The 22,718-nt window shown below is 34.4% G+C and carries 19 protein-coding genes; 17 read left to right on the top strand and 2 right to left on the bottom strand.

The window, feature by feature from the left end:
* The first annotated feature begins 1 nt into the window (after nt 1).
* The 13 genes from plsX to rplS all read left to right on the top strand — a co-directional run bounded on the left by plsX (nt 2) and on the right by rplS (nt 12,997).
* Nucleotides 2-988 (top strand): phosphate acyltransferase PlsX, encoded by a 987-nt coding sequence (gene plsX, locus KA828_RS09820; protein WP_053029247.1) that lies wholly within the window; start codon nt 2-4, stop codon nt 986-988.
* Complete coding sequence (fabD, locus tag KA828_RS09815; RefSeq protein ID WP_210126146.1) at nt 981-1,910, top strand: ACP S-malonyltransferase; 930 nt, start codon at nt 981-983, stop codon at nt 1,908-1,910. The genes plsX and fabD overlap by 8 nt, the downstream gene beginning before the upstream one ends.
* Nucleotides 1,900-2,637 (top strand): 3-oxoacyl-[acyl-carrier-protein] reductase, encoded by a 738-nt coding sequence (gene fabG, locus KA828_RS09810; protein ID WP_053029252.1) that lies wholly within the window; start codon nt 1,900-1,902, stop codon nt 2,635-2,637. Before fabD ends, fabG begins: the two co-directional genes overlap by 11 nt.
* A 177-nt stretch (nt 2,638-2,814) precedes the next feature.
* On the top strand, nt 2,815-3,048 hold the full coding sequence (locus tag KA828_RS09805; protein WP_001830184.1) for an acyl carrier protein: 234 nt from the start codon (nt 2,815-2,817) through the stop codon (nt 3,046-3,048).
* Nucleotides 3,049-3,119: 71 nt separating this feature from the next.
* Nucleotides 3,120-3,872 (top strand): ribonuclease III, encoded by a 753-nt coding sequence (gene rnc / locus KA828_RS09800; RefSeq protein ID WP_228480599.1) that lies wholly within the window; start codon nt 3,120-3,122, stop codon nt 3,870-3,872.
* A gap of 73 nt (nt 3,873-3,945) precedes the next feature.
* The gene (smc, locus tag KA828_RS09795; protein ID WP_210126145.1) at nt 3,946-7,515 is read left to right on the top strand and encodes a chromosome segregation protein SMC; all 3,570 of its coding nucleotides are present in this window, start codon (nt 3,946-3,948) and stop codon (nt 7,513-7,515) included.
* The gene (gene ftsY, locus KA828_RS09790; RefSeq protein ID WP_210126144.1) at nt 7,512-8,738 is read left to right on the top strand and encodes a signal recognition particle-docking protein FtsY; all 1,227 of its coding nucleotides are present in this window, start codon (nt 7,512-7,514) and stop codon (nt 8,736-8,738) included. The genes smc and ftsY overlap by 4 nt, the downstream gene beginning before the upstream one ends.
* Nucleotides 8,725-9,057 carry a putative DNA-binding protein gene (locus KA828_RS09785; protein ID WP_053029260.1) on the top strand — a complete coding sequence of 111 codons (333 nt, stop codon included), beginning with the start codon at nt 8,725-8,727 and terminating at the stop codon, nt 9,055-9,057. The genes ftsY and KA828_RS09785 overlap by 14 nt, the downstream gene beginning before the upstream one ends.
* 27 nt (nt 9,058-9,084) lie before the next feature.
* Entirely contained in the window at nt 9,085-10,455 is a 1,371-nt protein-coding gene (ffh, locus tag KA828_RS09780) for a signal recognition particle protein (RefSeq protein WP_070855507.1), read from the top strand.
* A 451-nt stretch (nt 10,456-10,906) separates the two neighbouring features.
* Nucleotides 10,907-11,182: a 30S ribosomal protein S16 gene (gene rpsP, locus KA828_RS09775; protein ID WP_011275962.1), complete on the top strand. Its 276-nt coding sequence runs from the start codon at nt 10,907-10,909 to the stop codon at nt 11,180-11,182.
* A 119-nt stretch (nt 11,183-11,301) separates the two neighbouring features.
* Nucleotides 11,302-11,805, top strand: coding sequence for a ribosome maturation factor RimM (gene rimM / locus KA828_RS09770; protein WP_070855509.1), 504 nt, complete (start codon nt 11,302-11,304; stop codon nt 11,803-11,805).
* The gene (gene trmD, locus KA828_RS09765) at nt 11,805-12,542 is read left to right on the top strand and encodes a tRNA (guanosine(37)-N1)-methyltransferase TrmD (protein WP_075108540.1); all 738 of its coding nucleotides are present in this window, start codon (nt 11,805-11,807) and stop codon (nt 12,540-12,542) included. The genes rimM and trmD overlap by 1 nt, the downstream gene beginning before the upstream one ends.
* A gap of 104 nt (nt 12,543-12,646) precedes the next feature.
* Nucleotides 12,647-12,997, top strand: coding sequence for a 50S ribosomal protein L19 (rplS, locus tag KA828_RS09760; protein WP_002448843.1), 351 nt, complete (start codon nt 12,647-12,649; stop codon nt 12,995-12,997).
* A 160-nt stretch (nt 12,998-13,157) separates the two neighbouring features.
* On the opposite strand, the gene KA828_RS09755 is transcribed toward rplS, so the two are convergent.
* Nucleotides 13,158-15,767, bottom strand: coding sequence for a YfhO family protein (locus tag KA828_RS09755; RefSeq protein ID WP_075108542.1), 2,610 nt, complete (start codon nt 15,765-15,767; stop codon nt 13,158-13,160).
* Between the two features lies 1 nt (nt 15,768).
* Nucleotides 15,769-18,363, bottom strand: a complete 2,595-nt coding sequence (locus tag KA828_RS09750) for a YfhO family protein (protein WP_210126143.1) — start codon at nt 18,361-18,363, stop codon at nt 15,769-15,771.
* A gap of 235 nt (nt 18,364-18,598) precedes the next feature.
* Between KA828_RS09750 and ylqF the strand changes: the two genes are divergently transcribed.
* The 4 genes from ylqF (at nt 18,599) to sucD (ending at nt 22,439) form a co-directional block, all read left to right on the top strand.
* A complete protein-coding gene (ylqF, locus tag KA828_RS09745) occupies nt 18,599-19,486 on the top strand; it encodes a ribosome biogenesis GTPase YlqF (RefSeq protein ID WP_075108544.1) in 888 nt (295 codons plus the stop codon).
* A complete protein-coding gene (locus KA828_RS09740; RefSeq protein WP_075108545.1) occupies nt 19,467-20,234 on the top strand; it encodes a ribonuclease HII in 768 nt (255 codons plus the stop codon). Before ylqF ends, KA828_RS09740 begins: the two co-directional genes overlap by 20 nt.
* A 111-nt stretch (nt 20,235-20,345) precedes the next feature.
* Nucleotides 20,346-21,512 (top strand): ADP-forming succinate--CoA ligase subunit beta, encoded by a 1,167-nt coding sequence (gene sucC / locus KA828_RS09735; RefSeq protein WP_075108546.1) that lies wholly within the window; start codon nt 20,346-20,348, stop codon nt 21,510-21,512.
* 21 nt (nt 21,513-21,533) lie between these two features.
* A complete protein-coding gene (sucD, locus tag KA828_RS09730) occupies nt 21,534-22,439 on the top strand; it encodes a succinate--CoA ligase subunit alpha (protein ID WP_053029278.1) in 906 nt (301 codons plus the stop codon).
* The last annotated feature ends 279 nt before the right edge of the window (nt 22,440-22,718 follow it).

Here is a 22,718-nt window from a genome sequence, read left to right as displayed (position 1 = left end):
CATGGTTAAGATTGCTATTGATATGATGGGCGGAGATGACGCGCCTGGTATCGTGTTAGAGGCTGTTGAAAAAGCAGTAAATGATTTTAAAGATTTAGAAATAATTTTATTTGGAGATAAAAACCAATATACACTCAATCATGAACGAATTGAATTTAGACATTGTTCTGAAAAAATAGAGATGGAAGACGAACCAGTGAGAGCGATTAAACGTAAAAAAGATAGTTCAATGGTCAGAATGGCTGAAGCAGTGAAAAATGGCGAAGCGGACGGATGTGTTTCTGCAGGGAATACAGGCGCGCTTATGTCAGCTGGATTGTTTATTGTCGGACGTATTAAAGGTGTTGCCAGACCAGCCCTTGTAGTAACATTACCAACAATTGATGGTAAAGGTTTTGTATTTTTAGATGTTGGTGCCAATGCTGATGCAAAACCTGAACATTTATTACAGTATGCGCAACTTGGTAATATCTACGCTAAAAAAATTCGAGGCATTCAAAACCCTAAGGTCTCATTATTAAACATCGGTACAGAACCAGCTAAAGGTAATACTTTGACTAAAAAAGCATATCAATTACTAAAAGATGATCAAAGCTTTAATTTTGATGGTAACATTGAAGCTAAAACATTAATGGAAGGTAACACTGACGTTGTTGTAACTGATGGCTACACTGGAAATATGGTGCTGAAAAATATCGAAGGTACTGCAAAATCAATTGGTAAAATGTTGAAAGAGACTTTCTTAGGAAGTTTAAAAAACAAACTTGCAGCATTAGTATTAAAAAAGGACTTAGACACATTTACTAAAAAAATGGATTATGCAGAATACGGTGGTTCGGTATTATTAGGTCTAGATGGTACAGTTGTTAAAGCACATGGTGGTTCTAATGCGCGCGCGTTTTATTCTGCAATCCGACAAGCTAAAATTGCCGGTGATGAGAAAATTGTCGAAATTATGAGAGAGACGGTAGGTGAAAAGGATGAGTAAAGTAGCAATTATTTTCCCAGGTCAAGGTGCACAAAAAGTAGGTATGGCTAGCGATTTATATAATGAAGACACAAAAGCAACAGAGATTCTAAACATAGCACAAGAAGCCGTAGACTTCGATTTATTAGAAACGATGTTTACGGATAGTGACAACAAATTAGGCGAAACTGAACATACACAACCAGCTTTATTAACACATAGCATCGCCTTATATCGTGCCTTAAATCAACTTAATGCTGACTACACGATGGGACATAGTCTAGGTGAATACTCTAGTTTAGTCGCTGCAGGCGTATTAAAGTTTGAGGATGCAGTTAAGATTGTTCGTAAACGTGGTCAACTCATGGCTCAAGCTTTTCCAAACGGTGTAGGTAGTATGGCAGCTGTATTAGGTTTAAGCTATGAAGAAGTGGATAAAATTTGCAAAGACTTATCAACATCTGAAGAACTGATTGAACCTGCAAATATTAACTGTCCTGGACAAATTGTAGTATCAGGTCATAAACCACTCATTGATAAATTAGTTGAAGAAGGTAAATCATTAGGCGCTAAACGTGTTTTACCTTTAGCGGTTTCTGGCCCATTCCATTCGTCAATGATGCAAGTGATTGAAAAAGACTTCGAGTCGTATATTAATCAATTTGAGTGGCATGATGCAGCATTCCCTATTGTGCAAAATGTGAATGCGCAAGGTGAAACGGACGCAGCAACTATTAAACAGAATATGATTAAACAGTTATATTCACCAGTTGAATTTATCAATTCTGCAGAATGGTTAATTGAGCAAGGCGTCGATCATTTTATAGAAATTGGTCCAGGCAAAGTTTTATCTGGTTTAATTAAGAAAATCAATCGTGATGTTAAATTAACATCAATTCAAACATTAGAAGATGTGAAAGGTTGGAATAATCATGACGAATAAAAATGCATTAGTTACTGGTGCTTCAAGAGGTATAGGTCGTAGTATCGCATTACAATTAGCTGAAGATGGTTTCAATGTAGCTGTTAACTATGCTGGTAATAAAGAAAAGGCTGAAGCGGTAGTGTCTGAAATTAAAGCAAAAGGCGTTGAAAGTTTTGCAATTCAAGCTAATGTAGCTGAAGGCGACGAAGTTAAAGCGATGATTAAAGAAGTCGTTAGTCAATTTGGTTCATTAGATGTACTTGTAAATAATGCTGGTATCACGCGTGATAATTTGTTAATGCGTATGAAAGAGCATGAATGGGATGATGTAATTAATACAAACTTAAAAGGCACTTTCAATTGCATTCAAAAGGCGACGCCACAAATGCTTCGTCAACGTGGTGGTGCAATTATTAACTTATCAAGTATTGTTGGTGCAATGGGTAATCCAGGTCAAGCAAACTATGTTGCTACGAAAGCAGGTATAGAAGGATTAACTAAATCAAGTGCACGTGAACTTGCATCACGTGGTATTACTGTAAATGCTGTAGCACCAGGATTTATCGTTTCAGATATGACAGATGCACTTAGTGATGAATTAAAAGCACAAATGTTAGAACAAATTCCATTATCTCGATTTGGTCAAGATACAGATATAGCGAATACAGTTGCATTTTTAGCATCTGATAGAGCAAAATATATTACTGGCCAAACCATTCATGTTAATGGTGGTATGTACATGTAATCATCTAAAGTTGGTTAGTTGAAATAAGTTTTATTTCGATAACACTTTGATGAGAAATCGCTTTGTTAAACAAAATACTATTTATAATGAGTATTTAAGAAATGCTTGTATTTTACCCATTAAAATGGGAAAATATAATAGTCTATGGATAGACACTTTCAAAGGAGGTGAATCGACGTGGAAAACTTCGATAAAGTAAAAGATATCATCGTTGACCGTTTAGGTGTAGATGCTGACAAAGTAACTGAAGACGCATCTTTCAAAGATGATTTAGGCGCTGACTCACTTGATATCGCTGAATTAGTGATGGAATTAGAAGACGAATTTGGTACTGAAATTCCTGATGAAGAAGCTGAAAAAATCAACACTGTTGGTGATGCAGTTAAATACATCAATAGTCTTGAAAAATAAAAAACTTACATCTGAGTCGTCTACAAGATGGCTCAGATTTTTTTCTTAAGAATCAAACAAAGCATAAATATATGGGAGGTTCTAATGTGACTAATCCAAAAAAAATAGAAATGGTTAATGATTTTCAACAACAGTTTGCGAAGAAAATGAATGAATTAGGATTTACATATTCAAATATCGAGTTATATCAACAAGCATTTTCTCATTCAAGTTTTATCAATGACTTTAATATGGATCGTTTAGCGCATAATGAGCGACTCGAATTTTTAGGCGATGCGGTATTAGAATTGACGGTATCACGCTACCTTTTTGATAAACATCCTGATCTTCCTGAAGGTAACTTAACAAAAATGCGTGCAACAATTGTATGTGAGCCCTCACTTGTAATATTTGCTAATAAAATCGAGCTAAATCAACTCATCCTATTAGGTAAAGGTGAAGAAAAAACGGGTGGAAGAACGCGCCCTTCACTTGTGTCTGACGCATTTGAAGCCTTTGTTGGGGCTTTATATCTCGATCAAGGATTAGATGTCGTATGGCAATTTGCTGAGAAAGTCATTTTCCCATATGTAGAGGATGATGAATTAGTTGGTGTTGTCGACTTTAAAACACAATTTCAAGAGTATGTTCACAGTCAAAATCGTGGAGATGTAACTTATCGATTAATTAAGGAAGAAGGCCCAGCGCATCACCGTTTATTTACATCGGAAGTTATTTTGGAAAATCATGCAGTTGCAACAGGTCAAGGTAAAACTAAAAAAGAATCTGAACAAAAAGCAGCAGAGCGTGCTTACTCAGAACTTAAGAATAATAGCAGTGTTTAAGATGACCAATCATCTTTAAAATATTGTCCTCCTCTCAACTAGAATGAGTGGAATGATTAGCAAGGAGAATAGTATGGTGTATTTAAAATCAATTGATGCCATAGGTTTTAAATCATTTGCAGATCACACAGATGTTCAATTTGATAAAGGTGTGACAGCAATAGTTGGGCCTAATGGTAGCGGCAAGAGTAACATTACCGATGCTATCAAATGGGTATTAGGTGAACAGTCCGCAAAATCATTACGTGGCTCTAAAATGGAAGATATTATCTTTTCAGGAGCTGAACATCGAAATGCTCAGAATTATGCAGAAGTACAATTGAAACTTGATAATAAAGCCAGAAAATTACAAGTTGATTCAGATGATATTGTTGTAACGCGTCGCTTGTACCGCAGTGGTGAGAGTGAATATTATCTTAATAATGATAAAGCACGCTTAAGAGATATTACTGAATTGTTTTTGGATTCTGGTTTGGGAAAAGAAGCATTTAGCATTATATCTCAAGGTAGAGTTGATGAAATTTTAAATGCCAAACCGATTGATCGACGTCAAATTCTTGAAGAATCTGCTGGTGTATTAAAATACAAAAAACGAAAAGCTGAATCACTACAAAAATTAGACCAAACAGAAGACAATCTTACACGAGTTGAAGATATCTTATATGACTTGGAAGGGCGCGTAGAACCATTAAAAGCAGAAGCGTCCAGCGCAAAAGAATATTTGAAACTCTCTGAAGAAATGAAACAAAGCGATGTCATTGTTACTGTACATGATATCGATCAGTATTCGGAAGATAATCGTGAATTAGACGTCAAACTTAATGACCTAAAAAGCCAACAAGCAGATAAAGAGGCGAAACAAGCACAAATAAATCAATATATTCAAAAACAAAAGTCTCAACGTCAACATATTGATAATGACATTGAACAATTGAATTATGATTTGATTAAAGCTACAGAAGCATATGAGAAGTTTACAGGTCAATTAAATGTCTTAGAAGAAAGAAAACGTAATCAATCAGAAACGAATGCGCGCTTTGAAGAAGAATTAGATAATTTAAATCACGAATTAAAGAACGCTCAAGATGAAAAAAATGAGATTACGCAACAAATTGAGACGTTAAAAGAAAAGCAGAAAACGTTAAATAATGATATTCATGAACTAGAATCACAACTTTACGTTTCTGATGAACAACATGATGAAAAGCTCGAATCTATTAAAAATGAATACTATGAATTAATGTCTGAACAATCAGATGTCAATAATGACATTCGTTTCTTAGAGCATACCATTAAAGAAAATGAAGCTAAGAAATCACGCTTAGATTCACGTTTAGTTGAAGCATTTAATCAACTCAAGGCGTTACAAAGCGAAATTGCTTCTACAGAACAACATCATCAAGCTACAGTTAAACAATTGAGCAATTTAGAAGACCAAATAAGTCGTATTGAGCAACAATTATCAAAAGCGAAACAAATTCAAACTGAATACGAAGATAAATTGTATCAAGCATATCGTTATACGGATAAAATGAGAGCTCGAATTGAAAGTTTGGAAACACAAGAGGAAGACTATACGTACTTCTTTAATGGCGTTAAGCATGTGTTAAAAGCTAAAAATGATAGCTTACAAGGTATTCATGGTGCAGTTGCAGAAGTGATTTCTGTACCATCAGAATTGACACAGGCAATTGAGACCGCATTAGGCGCTTCATTGCAACATATCATCGTTGACAACGAAAAAGATAGTCGCCAGGCAATCCAATTCTTAAAGCAAAAAGGACTTGGTAGAGCAACATTCTTGCCATTAAATGTCATTAAATCAAGACAGCTATCTCATCATATTCGTCAAATTGCTGAAAGTACAGCTGGTTATATTAATGTTGCTTCTGATGCAATAACAGTGAATGCGCAATATCAAGCCGTAGTTGAAAATTTAATTGGTACGACTATTATTGTAGATAATCTAAAGCATGCTAATGAACTGGCGAGAGCGATTCAATATAAAACACGTATCGTTACTTTAGAAGGCGATATTGTCAATCCTGGAGGTTCTATGACTGGTGGTGGTGCGCGTAAGACGAAGAGCATTTTATCACAAAAAGATGAACTCACTACAATGCGTGACCAATTAAAAAATTATGAATCGCAAACTAAAGATTTTGAAAAACAATTGCAAAATCAAAAAGATGACGTCGAGCAGTTAAGTGAAACGTATTTTAATTTGAGTCAACAATATAATGAAGTGAAAGAACAATCACATAACGAAGCGTTAGCATTAGACCGTCTTAAAACACAAGAAGCACATATTAAAGATGAGCATGAAGAATTTGAGTTTGAAAAGAATGACGGTTACCAAAGTGAAAATAGTCGTGTAACTTTAAATGAAAAGCAAGCACGTTTATCTATTATTCAAGGTAAGTTAAAACAACTTGAAACGGACATTGAACGTTATACGCAATTATCTAAGGAAGATAAAGAGACGACTACGCAAGTACAACAGCAATTAAACCAAAAACGCTCTGATTTAGCAGTTATTAAAGAACGAATTCATGCGCAAAAAGGGGCATTAACCCGTACAGATAAACGGATTGCAACGATTAATCAACAGTTAACGAACGTTGAAGACAAGATTAAACTCTTTAATTCTGACGAAATGATGGGTGAACAAGCATTTGATAAATTACAACAAGAGATTAAATCTAAGGAAAATTCACGACAATCGATTACTAATCAATTAAAAGATTTGAAAAAGCAACGTGTAGATGTCAATGAAGATGTGGAAATACATGAAGCACAGTTACAAGAATGCCATCAAGATTTATTATCAATAGAAAGTTTCTATCAGGATATCAAAGCGCAACAATCAAAATTAGATGTATTAATTCATCATGCCATTGATCATTTAAATGATGAATATCAATTAACAGTCGAACGTGCCAGAGATGAATTCTTCTCGGAAACACCAATTGAGTCGCTAAGAAAGAAAGTTAAATTAACTAAAATGTCAATCGATGAATTAGGCCCTGTTAATATTAATGCGATTGAACAATTTGAAGAGTTAAATGAGCGCTATACTTTCTTAGATGAACAACGCACAGACTTGCGTGAAGCGAAACAGACACTTGAGCAAATTATTAATGAGATGGATCAAGAAGTAAAGGGTCGTTTTAAAGAGACATTTTTACAGGTTCAATCTCATTTTACGACAGTATTTCAGTCGTTATTTGGTGGAGGACATGCTAAATTAGAATTAACAGATGATGACTATTTATCAGCTGGTGTCGATATTATTGTTCAACCGCCAGGCAAAAAATTACAACACTTGTCGTTGTTAAGTGGTGGTGAACGTGCTTTAAGTGCAATCGCATTGCTATTTGCTATCTTGAAAGTACGATCTGCACCATTTGTTATACTAGATGAAGTAGAAGCGGCACTTGATGAAGCAAATGTCATTCGATACGCACAATTTCTAAAAGAGTTATCAATGCAAACACAATTTATTGTGATTACGCATCGAAAAGGGACAATGGAATATTCAGATCGTTTGTATGGTGTGACAATGCAAGAATCAGGGGTTTCAAAATTAGTAAGTGTTAACTTAAATACTATTGATGAGGTCATGAAGGAGGAACAAGCATGAGTTTCTTTAAACGTTTAAAAGATAAATTTTCTACGAAATCAACGGAAGATATAGAACAAGAATTATCACAAGATGAAAGTGAGCAGAGTAGCACATCACGTGATGATAATGAAGAAATATCACAACCGGCACCTAAGAAGAAACCACGTAAGTTAAGTGAAGCAGATTTTGATGATGATGGTTTAATCTCGATTGAAGATTTTGAAGAAATTGAAGCACAAAAAATGGGTGCTAAGTTTAAAGCAGGTCTTGAAAAATCACGTCAGAACTTCCAAGAACAACTTAATAATTTAATCGCACGTTATAGAACGGTTGATGAAGATTTCTTCGAAGCACTTGAAGAAATGTTAATTACTGCCGACGTTGGTTTCAACACAGTGATGCAATTAACAGAAGAATTACGTACGGAGGCACAACGTCGTAATATTAAGGAAACGGAAGATTTACGTGAAGTCATTGTCGAAAAGATTGTTGAAATATATCATCAAGAAGACGATCAATCTGAAGCTATGAATCTTGAAGATGGCCGATTAAACGTCATTTTAATGGTTGGTGTAAACGGCGTAGGTAAAACAACTACTATCGGTAAACTTGCACATAGATATAAAATGGAAGGCAAAAAAGTAATGCTTGCAGCTGGAGATACATTCAGAGCTGGTGCTATTGATCAATTACAAGTGTGGGGTGATCGAGTAGGTGTTGAAGTTATACGCCAAAGTGAGGGGTCTGACCCTGCAGCAGTTGTTTATGATGCAATCAATGCGGCTAAAAATAAAGGCGTCGATATTTTAATTTGTGATACTGCAGGACGTTTACAAAATAAATCAAACTTAATGCAAGAACTAGATAAAATGAAGCGTGTTATTAGCAGAGCTGTACCAGATGCACCTCATGAAGCTTTATTGTGTTTAGATGCAACAACAGGCCAAAACGCCCTATCTCAAGCACGTTCATTTAAAGAAGTTACAAACGTATCAGGTATCGTATTAACTAAATTGGATGGTACGGCTAAAGGTGGTATTGTGCTTGCAATTAGAAATGAACTTCATATCCCAGTTAAATATGTAGGCTTAGGTGAAAAACTTGACGACTTGCAACCATTTAACCCAGAAAGCTACGTTTATGGATTATTTGCAGATATGATAGAACAAAATGAAGATATTCCAGATGAAGTTGCTGAATTAGATTTTAATAACGAGGATCATCCACATGGGGAAAAATGATTTAGTTAAAACATTACGAATGAATTATTTGTTTGATTTCTATCAAACGTTATTAACTGATAAGCAAAGAAATTATTTAGAGTTATTCTATTTAAAAGACTATTCATTAAGTGAAATTGCCGAGACATTTGATGTGAGTAGACAAGCAGTTTATGATAATATAAGAAGAACTGGCGATTTAGTTGAAGATTATGAATCTAAGTTGAATTTATATGAAAAATTCGAACAACGTCGTAACATTTATGAAGCAATGAAACAATCTTTAAATGATGCTACAGCGTTAGAACAATATATTAATCAATTAGAAGAATTAGAATAAACAGATATATAAAGGAGGGCATTTGGTATGGCATTTGAAGGATTATCCGATCGCTTACAAGCTACGATGCAAAGAATGCGTGGTAAGGGTAAAGTCACAGAAGCTGATATTAAAGCTATGATGAGAGAAGTACGATTAGCATTATTAGAAGCCGATGTAAACTTTAAAGTAGTTAAAGAATTTGTGAAAACTGTGTCAGAACGTGCCTTAGGATCAGATGTAATGCAATCATTAACACCTGGTCAACAAGTCATTAAAATTGTACAAGATGAATTAACACAATTAATGGGTGGCGAAAACGCAACGATTAAAATGGCGAACAAGCCACCAACTGTTGTGATGATGGTTGGTTTACAAGGTGCAGGTAAAACGACTACTGCCGGTAAATTAGCATTATTAATGCGTAAGAAATACAATAAAAAACCTATGTTAGTAGCTGCAGATATTTATCGCCCAGCTGCAATTAATCAATTACAAACTGTAGGTAAACAACTTGATGTGCCTGTATATAGTGAAGGTGATCAAGTCAAACCACAACAAATCGTGGAAAACGCATTAAAGCATGCTAAAGAAGAACATTTAGATTTTGTAATCATTGATACAGCAGGTCGTTTGCATATTGATGAAGCATTGATGAATGAATTACAAGAAGTTAAAGAAATTTCTAAACCAAATGAAATTATGTTGGTTGTGGATGCAATGACTGGTCAAGACGCAGTTAATGTTGCACAATCATTCGATGATCAATTAGATGTGACTGGCGTTACATTGACTAAATTAGATGGCGATACGCGTGGTGGTGCAGCGTTATCAATTCGTTCAGTAACACAAAAGCCAATTAAGTTTGTTGGTATGAGTGAGAAGATGGATGGACTTGAACTCTTCCACCCAGAGCGAATGGCTTCTCGTATACTTGGTATGGGAGATGTACTAAGTCTTATCGAAAAGGCACAACAAGATGTTGACCAAGAAAAAGCTAAAGACTTAGAACAAAAAATGCGTAATTCAACATTTACATTGGATGATTTTCTTGAACAATTGGATCAAGTTAAAAACCTTGGCCCACTGGATGATATTATGAAAATGATTCCTGGAATGAACAAAATGAAAGGCATGGATAAGCTTAATATGGATGAAAAACAAATTGACCATATTAAGGCGATTATCCAGTCTATGACACCAAGTGAAAGAGAAAATCCAGCAGTCTTAAATGTTTCTAGAAAAAAACGTATTGCTAAAGGTTCAGGTCGTTCATTACAAGAAGTGAATCGCTTAATGAAACAATTTAATGATATGAAGAAAATGATGAAACAATTTAGTGGTGTTGGTCGTAAAGGTAAAAAAGGTAAACGAAGTCAAATGGAAAATATGTTAAAAGGCATGAACTTACCATTTTAGTGATTCAAAAATATCGGACGCTTTTTGATAAGCGCTCGATATTTTTATGTCGATTTATTTCATAAACCCAGCTAAAGGTTCGCCTGAGCTAAAGCTCTAACGCAGTGGTTGATTGGACTTGAAATAAAATATTTCAAGCACCTAATCAACTGTGCGAGGGGGGGCCGGGCCCCAGCACAGAGAATTTCGTTAAGAAATTCTACAAGCTAAGCAATCTGGGGTGGACGAATTTAAAATTCTATCTCACTCCCATAACCAAATCTACGGTTTATTTCATAAACCTAGATAAAGGAACACCCTAGCTAAAGCTAGTGCGTAAGTCCCACTAACTAAATAAATTTAGAAGTGGGGCTTTAGGTAAAGAAAAAAGTCTTTACAAATAATCAAGTTACTGTTAATATTATTTCTTGTAGAAAATAAAAAGTAAAAGATTTAAAGGAGAGTTTTATATATGGCAGTTAAAATTCGTTTAACTCGTTTAGGTTCAAAAAGAAATCCATTCTATCGTATCGTAGTTGCAGACGCACGTTCACCACGTGATGGTCGTATTATCGAACAAATCGGTACTTACAACCCAGCTAGTGTTAATGCTCCAGAAGTTAAAATTGACGAAGAATTAGCATTAAAATGGTTAAAAGACGGTGCTAAACCAACTGATACAGTTCATAATATCTTATCTAAACAAGGTATTTTAAAAACTTTTGATGAACAAAAACACGCTAAATAATTTAGCTTAAACTTTAATACAAAGTTTCTTAAGGCGCCATTTCGTGGCGCCTTTTTCAATACTGAAATATTCATGTTAATATGAAAGAAATAAATTAATGTATTAAGAGAGGTGCGACTATGCAAGTTGAAGTGGGTCAAATTGTAAACACTCACGGTATTAAAGGTGAAGTCAAAGTCAAATCGAATTCTGACTTTACAGAAACGCGTTTTCAACCTGGTGAAGTATTAACAGTAAAACATAATAACAATGAAATTCAATTAACGGTCACATCGTATCGTGTACACAAAGGTTTCCATATGCTTAAATTTAAAGACATTAATAACATTAATGAAGTTGAACAGTATAAAGGTGACTTCTTATATCAAGAACGCGATCACGAAGATATTGAATTAGCAGAGAATGAGTTTTACTATTCAGATATTATAGGATGCACCGTGTTTGATGATGAAGAGACACCTATTGGGCGAGTCATCAATATTTTTGAAACTGGCGCAAATGATGTTTGGGTCGTTAAAGGTGATAAAGAATACCTAATTCCTTATATAGCTGATGTTGTTAAGGCCATTGACATTGAAAATAAAACCATCCACATAACACCTATGGAAGGGTTGTTAGACTAATGAAAATTGACTATTTAACTTTATTTCCAGAGATGTTTGATGGCGTACTCAATCACTCCATTTTAAAACGAGCGCAAGATAAAGAAATTATTAGTGTAAATACAATTAATTTCAGAGATTACGCTATCAATAAACATAATCAAGTAGATGATTATCCATTTGGTGGCGGGCAAGGTATGGTATTAAAACCAGAGCCGGTTTTCAATGCTATGAAAGACTTGCAACGTACTGAACAGACGCGTGTGATTTTAATGTGTCCTCAAGGTAGACCATTCTCTCAAAGTATTGCACAAGAGCTAAGTAAAGCAGAACATATTGTATTTATTTGCGGACATTATGAAGGTTATGATGAACGTATCAGAGAACATCTTGTGACAGATGAAATTTCAATGGGAGATTATGTGTTAACTGGAGGCGAATTGCCTGCCATGACGATGACAGATGCAATTGTACGATTAATTCCTGGCGTATTAGGTAATCAACAGTCACATCAAGATGATTCTTTTTCAGATGGACTTCTAGAGTTTCCACAATATACACGTCCTAGAGTATTTGAGGATATGACTGTTCCAGATGTATTGTTGTCAGGTAATCATGCAAATATCGAACAATGGCGACATGAACAAAAATTAATTCGGACGTTTAATAAGCGACCGGACTTACTTGATCATTATCCTCTAACAGAAGAAGATAAAAAAATAATAGAAAGCTATAAAAAGCAATTGAAAAACAAGTAGTATTATGCTAATATATATCAAGTGTGAAAAGACACTAAATATCACTATGGTCCGCTGCTATATGAATGTCTAGGCAAGAACATAGGTTGAAGGAGAGTATATCAATGAGTAATCATAAGTTAATCGAAGCAGTTACTAAATCACAATTACGTACAGACTTACCAACATTCCGTACTGGTGACACTTTACGTGTACACGTACGTATCGTTGAGGGTTCACGTGAACGTATCCAAGTTTTCGAAGGTGTTGTAATCAAACGCCGTGGTGGAGGAATTTCTGAAACTTTCACAGTTCGTAAAATTTCTTCAGGTGTAGGTGTGGAACGTACATTCCCATTACACACTCCAAAAATCGAAAAAATCGAAGTTAAACGTCGTGGTAAAGTACGTCGTGCTAAATTATACTACTTACGTAGTTTACGTGGTAAAGCTGCTAGAATCCAAGAAATTCGTTAATCAGCAAATTGAGTATATGAATAAGATAAAGGTTAGTTACAACGTTTGTCTTACTAACAAAGCTTCCAATCATCTTCTTTTTCAAGTTGAGATTGGAAGCTTTTATTTATTGTATTTAAAATTTTGAAGTCTGACCTTAGACGTAGTTGTTTATTTCAGTTTATTGTTTTCTTTTTACCCATAAGCTAAATAGTACGCTACCTATAACGCCGATGATACTTAAAATGGTAAGTAGATAAAAATGCGGCGGGGTATAAGAGACTTTAATCACCTTATCGCCTTTATTTACCGGTATTGCCGTCATCATACCATTGGCTTGTTGTACGGGTACATCTTTACCATCTACGTGTGCATGCATGCCTTTTACATATACAGTTGGTAGGACAACATAGCCTGATGCATTTTTGGGTTTATGAACAATATAACCATTTCTCATGCTTTTAACCTTCACAGGTGTAACGTCTTTAGATGCTTTTTGTAAAGTACTGTAATCTTCACCATAGATGCCTTTAACAGATAAACGATAATGACCTTTAGATAGTTGAATATTAAGTTTATTAGATGCTTTTACGCGCATTGTAACAGGAGTGACAAAACGTCGATATTTATAACTTAGTTTATTTCGGCTTTGTGAATATTCGTTTACACCGACTGAATGCGCTTTGTCAGGCGACAGCAATTCGACATCCATTTCCACATACATATCTTTATATTGATTAGCGACTGATTTAGGTAAAGATAACGTAACACCTCCATTATCCTTATGCACAGTAAGATGGTTGTGATTGTGCCATGTTGAATCATTTGTCGACATGTTCGCTTTGTCTAACAAGTTTTGATTTGATTTAAATGAAGTATTCGCTTTCTCTGGCTGACCATTTAACACGATGCCTTTTAACATTGCTTGTTCACGATCTAATGGTGACTTTAAATCATTAGAATTATAAATTCGATTCGTCACATGAGCTGCTGGGTAGTCAATCGTATTTTCGGAGTGGATGAGCGTATCTTTACCATTCAAAATGGTATCTTTCTTTTTAAATCCGTAGGGCATATTTTGATCTTCAGGATGACGTAAACGATCTTGAACATTCCATAACGCAGCTAAGTTCACACGATTTCCCAAAAAGCGATACGTGCTATTTTTATCCACAGGCATATTGATTTGCATTAACTTATCATAATATTTCAATATATCGCCATCAAAAATGCTAGAATATAGCGATATACCATTATAGTGATAAATAAATGGTGAATTTAGTGCGTATGCTGACATATAATCGATACGATGAAATGGGTCATTTTGATGCTGTGTGATCGTATCGATTTTTTTGGCAATTGTGTCATCAAAGTATGATGGATCATTTAAAGTATGGATTGTCGTTGCATATGGATTTATTGTTCTTTGTCTTGAATCATGTGTCATTACAATTTGCTGACCGAAAAAGAGCACAATCAACGATAACATGATTATTGGTTGCTTAAGTAGAGATTTACGATAAATGATTAAACCTAATACAATGATGATAAATAATGCTATAGGCATCCAATCCACAAAATCATCGGCAATGATGTATCGGCACAATCCTGCAATAAATACAGGTATAGCAGCAAATAAATATTGTTTCATTGTTATTTCAGATAAATGATGAATATATAACGCAATAAGTCCACTTGTAGATAACACTAAGAAATAAACCCAGCGACGTTGCGGTAAAGAGAAACCGTTAAAAGCACTATCAAAGTATTGTGATAATGAACCAATAAGTAAGAACCAAGTTATAATCGCAAAAACTTTATAGTAGTAGTGTTTGTATAATTTTGGCGTTAACAATGCCACGAGTGCGACAAGTGAAATTGTGACATAGAAACCATTTGAAAATATGTAATAATTATTTTTGGTTAAATCAGTAAACAAAGAAATATTAAATTCTGAATTTTGTTGACGATCATTATTTAAGAATGATGATACACCAGTGTAAAATCCTAATATACTTGATAAAAGCGCAAACATAGCACCAATAATTAATAAGTAACATTTTTGCCAGCGTGATACGATATCATAGCGATATTGAAACACAACTCGCAAAATGAAATAAATACCTAACACAATGGCTTGATAATAAGTAAAATAGAAATTTGAAAAGAGTGTAATCGCTACTGCAAAAATAAACAAACCAATCTTCTTACGTTGGAAAAAGCGTTCCATTCCCCATAAAGATAATGGTAATACAATTAATAGGTCGCCATAAAATGACCATGTGAAATTGTAATATAATACGACTGTTGATGCACCATATAGTAGTGTTGCTATTAATAGAGGTACAGATTTTAATCTTAAATATCTAAAATAATAAAATGCACAAATAAAAGTGATTATCGTACGGACATAAGCTACAATGAGTTGGTTTGTTGGCCAAAAGCGGATATTGTGCGGTTGCCAATGAAATAATTGCTCGCCAATCCATACAAAAATAAAATTAACCCACATGATGGGGGATAAGGAATAATAGTAAGCTAAACCTTTTACATAATCCCCACCCAGTCCAAATGAGTGATCGTAAAATCCTTTTAAGTGTGTGTAATGTTCATATAAATATAATTGAAATGGCATCATTTGTCTAAAGCCATCGCCAGATCCACTAAACACTACACCATCTTTAAGATAATCGCGTATAAACGGATAATAAATCGTTAGTGTTACGATATTAGCTATGATAAAAATAAAACCAAATGTCCATAAGGGTTTCGACCATATTTTTTTAATCAATTTACTTCCTCATCTTTCGTTTTTTTAAATTACCATTTTTAATAAATATAGCACTTAAAAGCATGCTTATGAGTGATGTGATAATCATAGTATTCCAGTAAGGTGGTTGATATTTGATGACAATCTTCTTAGCATTTTTATTGACTGAAACACCAGTCATCATATAATTAACTTTCTGAACTTTGGCAGGTGCACCATCTACGTACGCATGCATACCTTTACGGTAAGGAATATTAATGGCAGCAATACCACCATCATGATGATTAAGATTGACTTGAACACCATTTTTAATATCCTTATAACCAGCACTAAAATGAGCATCCCGATGTGCCTTTTTAAGCGTATCATAATTTTCACCATTTAATTGTTGTAAATCGATATAAAATTCGCCCTCAGGTGAAAGGGTTATCGTAATATCACCATTTTTATCTGGTTGTGCTCGATAAAGTTGCGTATCTACCCCTGTACGATAAGTAGAGTTGTTAAATAAGCGATGATTAGCATAATTATTAATCGCAACTGTGTAATTACTATCAGGATTGCCTCGCTTAATCTTCATAGTTAAATAAAAGTCATCGTATTTATCACGTAAATGTTTCGGTAAATGTAGTTTTATTGTGCCACCTTGTTCACCGGTAACTTTATAGCGATGTTTACCATTAAGTTTAATATTCTGATGTTGCATATCGACTTTCGATAATAAATTCGGCGACGATGATTTATAAGACGTACCTTTATTATCCATTACGACACCGTCCAACATTGCATGTTCTCGATCGATAGCTGTGTTTAAAGATTTAGAATGATAGATGTTGTTTGTTACTTTTACGCTTGGTAAGTTAAGTGAATTTTCATATATAGTGTATTGTCCACTTGTTTTAATTTTTTTAAAATAAGCAGGCAAATTGCCTTGGTAATCTTTCAACATCATATAGCGTACGGAGAAAAGGCTTGCGATATTTTGTCGACCATTTGTTGATTGATAGCGACTTAACGATTCTTCGGCAAGATTGATTTTAAGGGCATCGTAATAGTAATCCAGAATATTATGATGGAAGATGCTAGAATACAAACTCAATCCCTTAAAGTGTTGATACATCGGTGTATTATCCTGTTCATTTACACGCCAATCAATACGTTCATCTTCCCTTTTACTGTTATTCATTATATTGACTAAAGAACGTTGTAAATCTGAACTATATAAACTTGAGTTAATATAAAACGTATTCGCACGTTCTTCATGATCTTTAAAATAAATTTGATTTTTAATAAAGACGAAAGAAACCATTATGTTGAGTAAGAGAATAGATATTCCAAAAATATAACTTAAATTAATACGGTAATATCTGTCTTTTAAAATTAAAATAAGTAAACCTATAATTGAAACGATTGGTACAAGGATAAGCCAAGCTACAAATTTATGATACGTAATCGCACTGGCAAAAATGATGAGTTCAGCAATAATATTACTAAATACGTAAGTTTTAATTTTTAATGTTCTAAAATATTTCATGAATAACCCAATTAACATTGCTGAATTGAATGAAAGTATAAAATGCCAGCGTTTTTGTGGTGCGGAAAATCCATTAAACACCTGATCAATAAATGGCACAAAGCTGAGTAAGATAAACACTAGTGTTAACATGGCGAATAAGCGATAGTAGTAATGTTTATAAAGCTTAAAGCATAATAGCGCTTGAATTGTTAAGAAGAGTAACACAATTAAATAGTTATCAAAGAAGATATTTGTATTAATATTCAGCTTTTCAAAGGTATCCACCGTTCCAGAGAAGGGGACACGACGATTGTTTAGGAAGCTTTGAACACCATGGAAAAACATAAATAAACTGTTACCTAACCCTAAAATAGCACTAATTACAAATAATATTATCGCTTTACCGCGTGAAATAATATCTTTTGAATGTCTAAAGATGATACGAATAAGAATGTAACCTGCACCTATTAGACAAAGGTAATATGCAAAATAGAAATTATTTATCATGATCAGTGTGACTGTAACAATGAAAAGACCCAATTTCTGTTTTTGAAGCACGCGTTCAATCGAGAGCATGAGTAACGGCAACCAAATGAAGACATCACTAAAGAATGGCCAATACACTGTAAAGCGATAATATAGTGGCGACATGACAAATAAAAACGCCATAATAAGACTTATCCACGTATTACGTGATAAGTACTTGCTATAAAGATAGGTACAATACATTGCAATTGCAGCTTTAATTATAGAGATAACGAGTGCATTTACCATCCAAAATAGTAAGCCTTGTGTGTTTATATGTATGATCGTTTTTAATAGTATGATACATAGAACATTGATAATAAATAGTATGTTCGTTGAAAAGTAATAACTTAAATCAGTGAAAAAGTCTCCACCTAATCCAAAATCAGAAGCATAAAAGAGGTTACCGTGACTCCACTTTTCAAATAAAAACATCTGAATCGGTACCATCTGTTCAATACCATCATTTGGCCCTGTAAATAATATACCGTCATGAATGAAGCGGTAAATAATATAGCTATGTCCTAAGAGTGACAAAGTAAAAAATATACCTATATATATAAATATTTTCTTCATAACTTACCTCTAATAATCGGATTGAAATTAAAATAGTACATTTAAATTGTAGGGGATAGTTCATATGAATAAAAGTAATTATGCTTTTTATCATGATTCCTTTTATTGCACTTTCTCGTTTTAAATGATGAATGCTAAAATAAAGGGTGAACCAATTAAACAGTGGCTCTTATTTATAATTTCAATTATAATCAACAAGTTAAAGTAAAATATAAAGAAAGTAAGGTGACAATCAATGACAATACAATGGTATCCAGGACATATGGCAAAAGCTAAAAGAGAAGTTACAGAACAACTGAAGAAAGTAGACGTTGTATTTGAATTAGTTGATGCACGAATTCCATATAGTTCTCGTAATCCAATGATTGATGAAGTAATTAAACAGAAACCACGTGTGGTTATTCTCAATAAAAAAGATATGGCTAATTTAAATGAGATGCAGAAATGGGAAAGCTTCTTTATAGACAAAGGATATTATCCTGTTGCAGTCGATGCAAAACATGGTAAAAATTTAAAGGGCGTCGAAACTGCGGCGATTGCTGCAACAAAAGAAAAGTTTGAGCGTGAAAAAGCTAAAGGTCTTAAACCAAGGGCCATTAGAGCTATGATTGTGGGGATACCTAACGTGGGTAAATCGACATTAATTAATAAATTAGCAAGAAAGAATATTGCTCAAACTGGTAATAAACCTGGTGTGACAAAACAACAACAATGGATTAAAGTAGGACAGTCGCTACAATTGTTAGATACACCTGGTATCTTATGGCCTAAATTTGAAGATGAAACGGTTGGGAAGAAATTAAGTCTAACGGGTGCGATTAAAGATAGCATCGTACATTTAGATGAAGTTGCAATCTATGGTCTACAATTTTTAATTCATCATGATTTAGATGGATTTAAACAACATTATAAAATTGATGTACCTGCAGATGCCGAAATATTAGAATGGTTTGATGACATTGGTCGTCGACGCGGTCTTTTACAAAGAGGAAATGAAGTCGATTATGAAGCGGTTATTGAACTTATCATTAACGATGTACGCAATGCTAAAATTGGTACATATTGTTTCGACTTATATTCAGAAATGAAGTGTGAATTAGAAAATGACACAGACAATAAATGAAATTAAACGTATATTAGCTGACATACATTCATTAGATGAATTAGAGCAGCATGAATTTAACCAAGACACCCGTAAAGGTGTACACCAAGCTATATCAAGACGTCGTAAACAACTGCTTAAAGAACAAGACATTGTCGACCACTATGATCAAATGAATCAATTTGAGGATGCGTTGTTAGCTACCAATCCTCAAACATTAATCTGTGGGATTGACGAAGTGGGTCGCGGTCCGCTTGCAGGACCCGTGGTTGCGTGTGCGGTTATATTAAATCAAGGTCATCGCTATTTAGGTTTAGATGACTCTAAGAAAGTATCAGCGACTAAAAGACGAGTGCTAAATGCACAACTAAAAGAGGGTGTACTTGAATATGCCTATGGTATAGCAAGTCCTGAAGAAATTGATCAATTCAATATTTATAATGCAACCAAAATAGCAATGAATCGAGCTTTGACCCAACTGGTAAATCAGCCAGACCATTTACTCATTGATGCAATGGCTTTAGACACTCAAATCCCTCAAACATCGATTATTAAAGGTGATGCTAAGAGTGTATCAATTGCTGCAGCGAGTATAATGGCAAAAGAATATCGAGATGATTTGATGAGAGAAATTGCTGAGGAATATCCAGGTTATGAATTTGAAAAAAATGTTGGTTATGGAACGAAAGCACACTTAGAAGGTTTAGATAACTATGGCATTACGCCTCATCATCGACGCAGCTTCGAACCAATCAAATCTATGACGTAATTATTTGAATTTTAAATTAATTGCAAAAAGTAGAATACTTTCAGTTTACAATAGCGCTTTCATTTTCTATAATTATAACTGAACTTAACCTAAGAAGTAGGAGGATGGAAGATGAATATCCACGAGTATCAAGGTAAAGAAATATTTCGTTCTATGGGCGTAGCCGTTCCAGAAGGACGAGTTGCATTTACTGCTGAAGAAGCAGTGGAGAAGGCAAAAGAATTAGACACTGAGGTTTATGTGGTTAAAGCACAAATCCACGCTGGGGGTAGAGGTAAAGCAGGTGGAGTTAAAATTGCTAAATCATTATCTGAGGTTGAAACTTATGCCAATGAATTATTAGGTAAGCAATTAGTCACACATCAAACTGGTCCTGAAGGTAAAGAAGTAAAACGTTTGTACATTGAACAAGGTTGCGATATTCAAAAAGAATATTACGTAGGTTTTGTTATTGATCGTGCAACTGATCGCATTACTTTAATGGCTTCAGAAGAAGGCGGTACTGAAATTGAAGAAGTTGCTGCTAAAACACCAGAAAAAATATTCAAAGAAACAATCGATCCAGTTGTTGGTTTATCACCATATCAAGCGCGTCGTATTGCTTTCAATATTAATATTCCAAAAGAATCAATTAACAAAGCAGCGAAATTTTTAATTTCTCTATACAATGTATTTATTGAAAAAGACTGCTCAATCGTTGAAATTAACCCATTAGTTACTACTGGAGACGGTGAGGTTTTAGCGTTAGATGCTAAAATTAATTTCGATGATAACGCATTATTTAGACATAAAGATATTCAAGAATTACGAGACTTAGAAGAAGAAGATCCAAAAGAAATCGAAGCATCTAAATATGACTTATCATACATTGCATTAGATGGAGATATTGGTTGTATGGTTAATGGTGCTGGTTTAGCTATGGCTACAATGGATACAATTAATCATTTTGGTGGAAATCCGGCTAACTTCCTAGACGTAGGGGGCGGTGCTACAAAAGAAAAAGTTACTGAAGCATTCAAAATCATCTTAGGTGACGACAATGTTAAAGGTATCTTTGTAAACATCTTCGGTGGAATCATGAAATGTGATGTTATCGCTGAAGGTATTGTGGCAGCAGTTAAAGAAGTTGAATTAACTTTACCACTAGTTGTCCGTTTAGAAGGAACAAATGTAGAACGCGGTAAAGAAATCTTAAATGAATCAGGTTTAGCAATTGAACCAGCAGCTACTATGGCTGAAGGTGCACAAAAAATTGTTAAGCTTGTTAAAGAAGCGTAAGGAAAGGATGGGAACACTAAGATGAGTGTATTTATAGATAAGAATACTAAAGTAATGGTACAAGGTATTACAGGGTCTACTGCCCTTTTCCATACAAAACAAATGCTTGATTATGGCACACAAATTGTCGCAGGGGTAACACCAGGTAAAGGTGGACAAGTGGTTGAAGGCGTGCCTGTTTATAACACTGTTGCTGAAGCTAAAGAAGAAACAGGTGCTAATGTATCTGTAGTATATGTTCCAGCGCCATTTGCTGCGGACTCTATTTTAGAAGCTGCGGATGCAGATTTAGATATGGTAATTTGTATCACTGAACATATTCCTGTTGTAGACATGGTCAAAGTTAAACGTTATTTAGAAGGTAGAAAAACACGTTTAGTAGGACCTAACTGTCCAGGTGTTATTACTGCTGATGAATGTAAAATTGGTATTATGCCAGGCTATATTCATAAAAAAGGTCACGTTGGTGTTGTATCTCGTTCTGGTACATTAACATATGAAGCAGTTCATCAATTGACTGAAGAAGGTATTGGTCAAACTACAGCTGTAGGTATTGGTGGCGACCCAGTCAATGGTACAAACTTTATCGACGTGCTTAAAGCATTTAATGAAGATGAAGACACGAAAGCTGTAGTAATGATTGGTGAAATCGGTGGTACAGCGGAAGAAGAAGCTGCTGAATGGATTAAAGCTAATATGAATAAACCAGTTGTTGGATTTATTGGCGGTCAAACAGCGCCTCCAGGCAAACGTATGGGTCACGCTGGTGCAATCATCTCTGGTGGTAAAGGTACAGCAGCCGAAAAGATTAAAACATTAAATGATTGTGGTGTCAAAACTGCTGATACACCTTCAGAAATCGGTACAACATTAATCGAAGCAGCTAAAGACGCTGGTATCTATGAAGAATTATTAACAATTAAATAATGAGATTGTAAATCAATAAATGATCCACTATACTCCGTTCAAAGTATTATAACTTCTAAATACTTTGAACGGAGTTATTTTGTTTTAAAATACATCTCTTTTTATAATAAATTTCGAGAAATTTATTTGTTTTTTTATTTAATAGCGATATTATATTTATAGTGTATGAATGATAGGAGAGAACAACATGAAACGACAACATTTAATAATAAGACCACTTTGAATTTATGATTTGTACTGAAGACGTATCTTATATTAGGGCCATCATAAATGATTGGA

It is taken from the genome of Staphylococcus sp. GDY8P85P (assembly GCF_017892405.1).
GTDB classification, from domain to species: domain Bacteria; phylum Bacillota; class Bacilli; order Staphylococcales; family Staphylococcaceae; genus Staphylococcus; species Staphylococcus borealis.
Note: the sequence above shows the minus strand (reverse complement) of the source record. Positions and strands in the feature narration are given on the sequence as shown.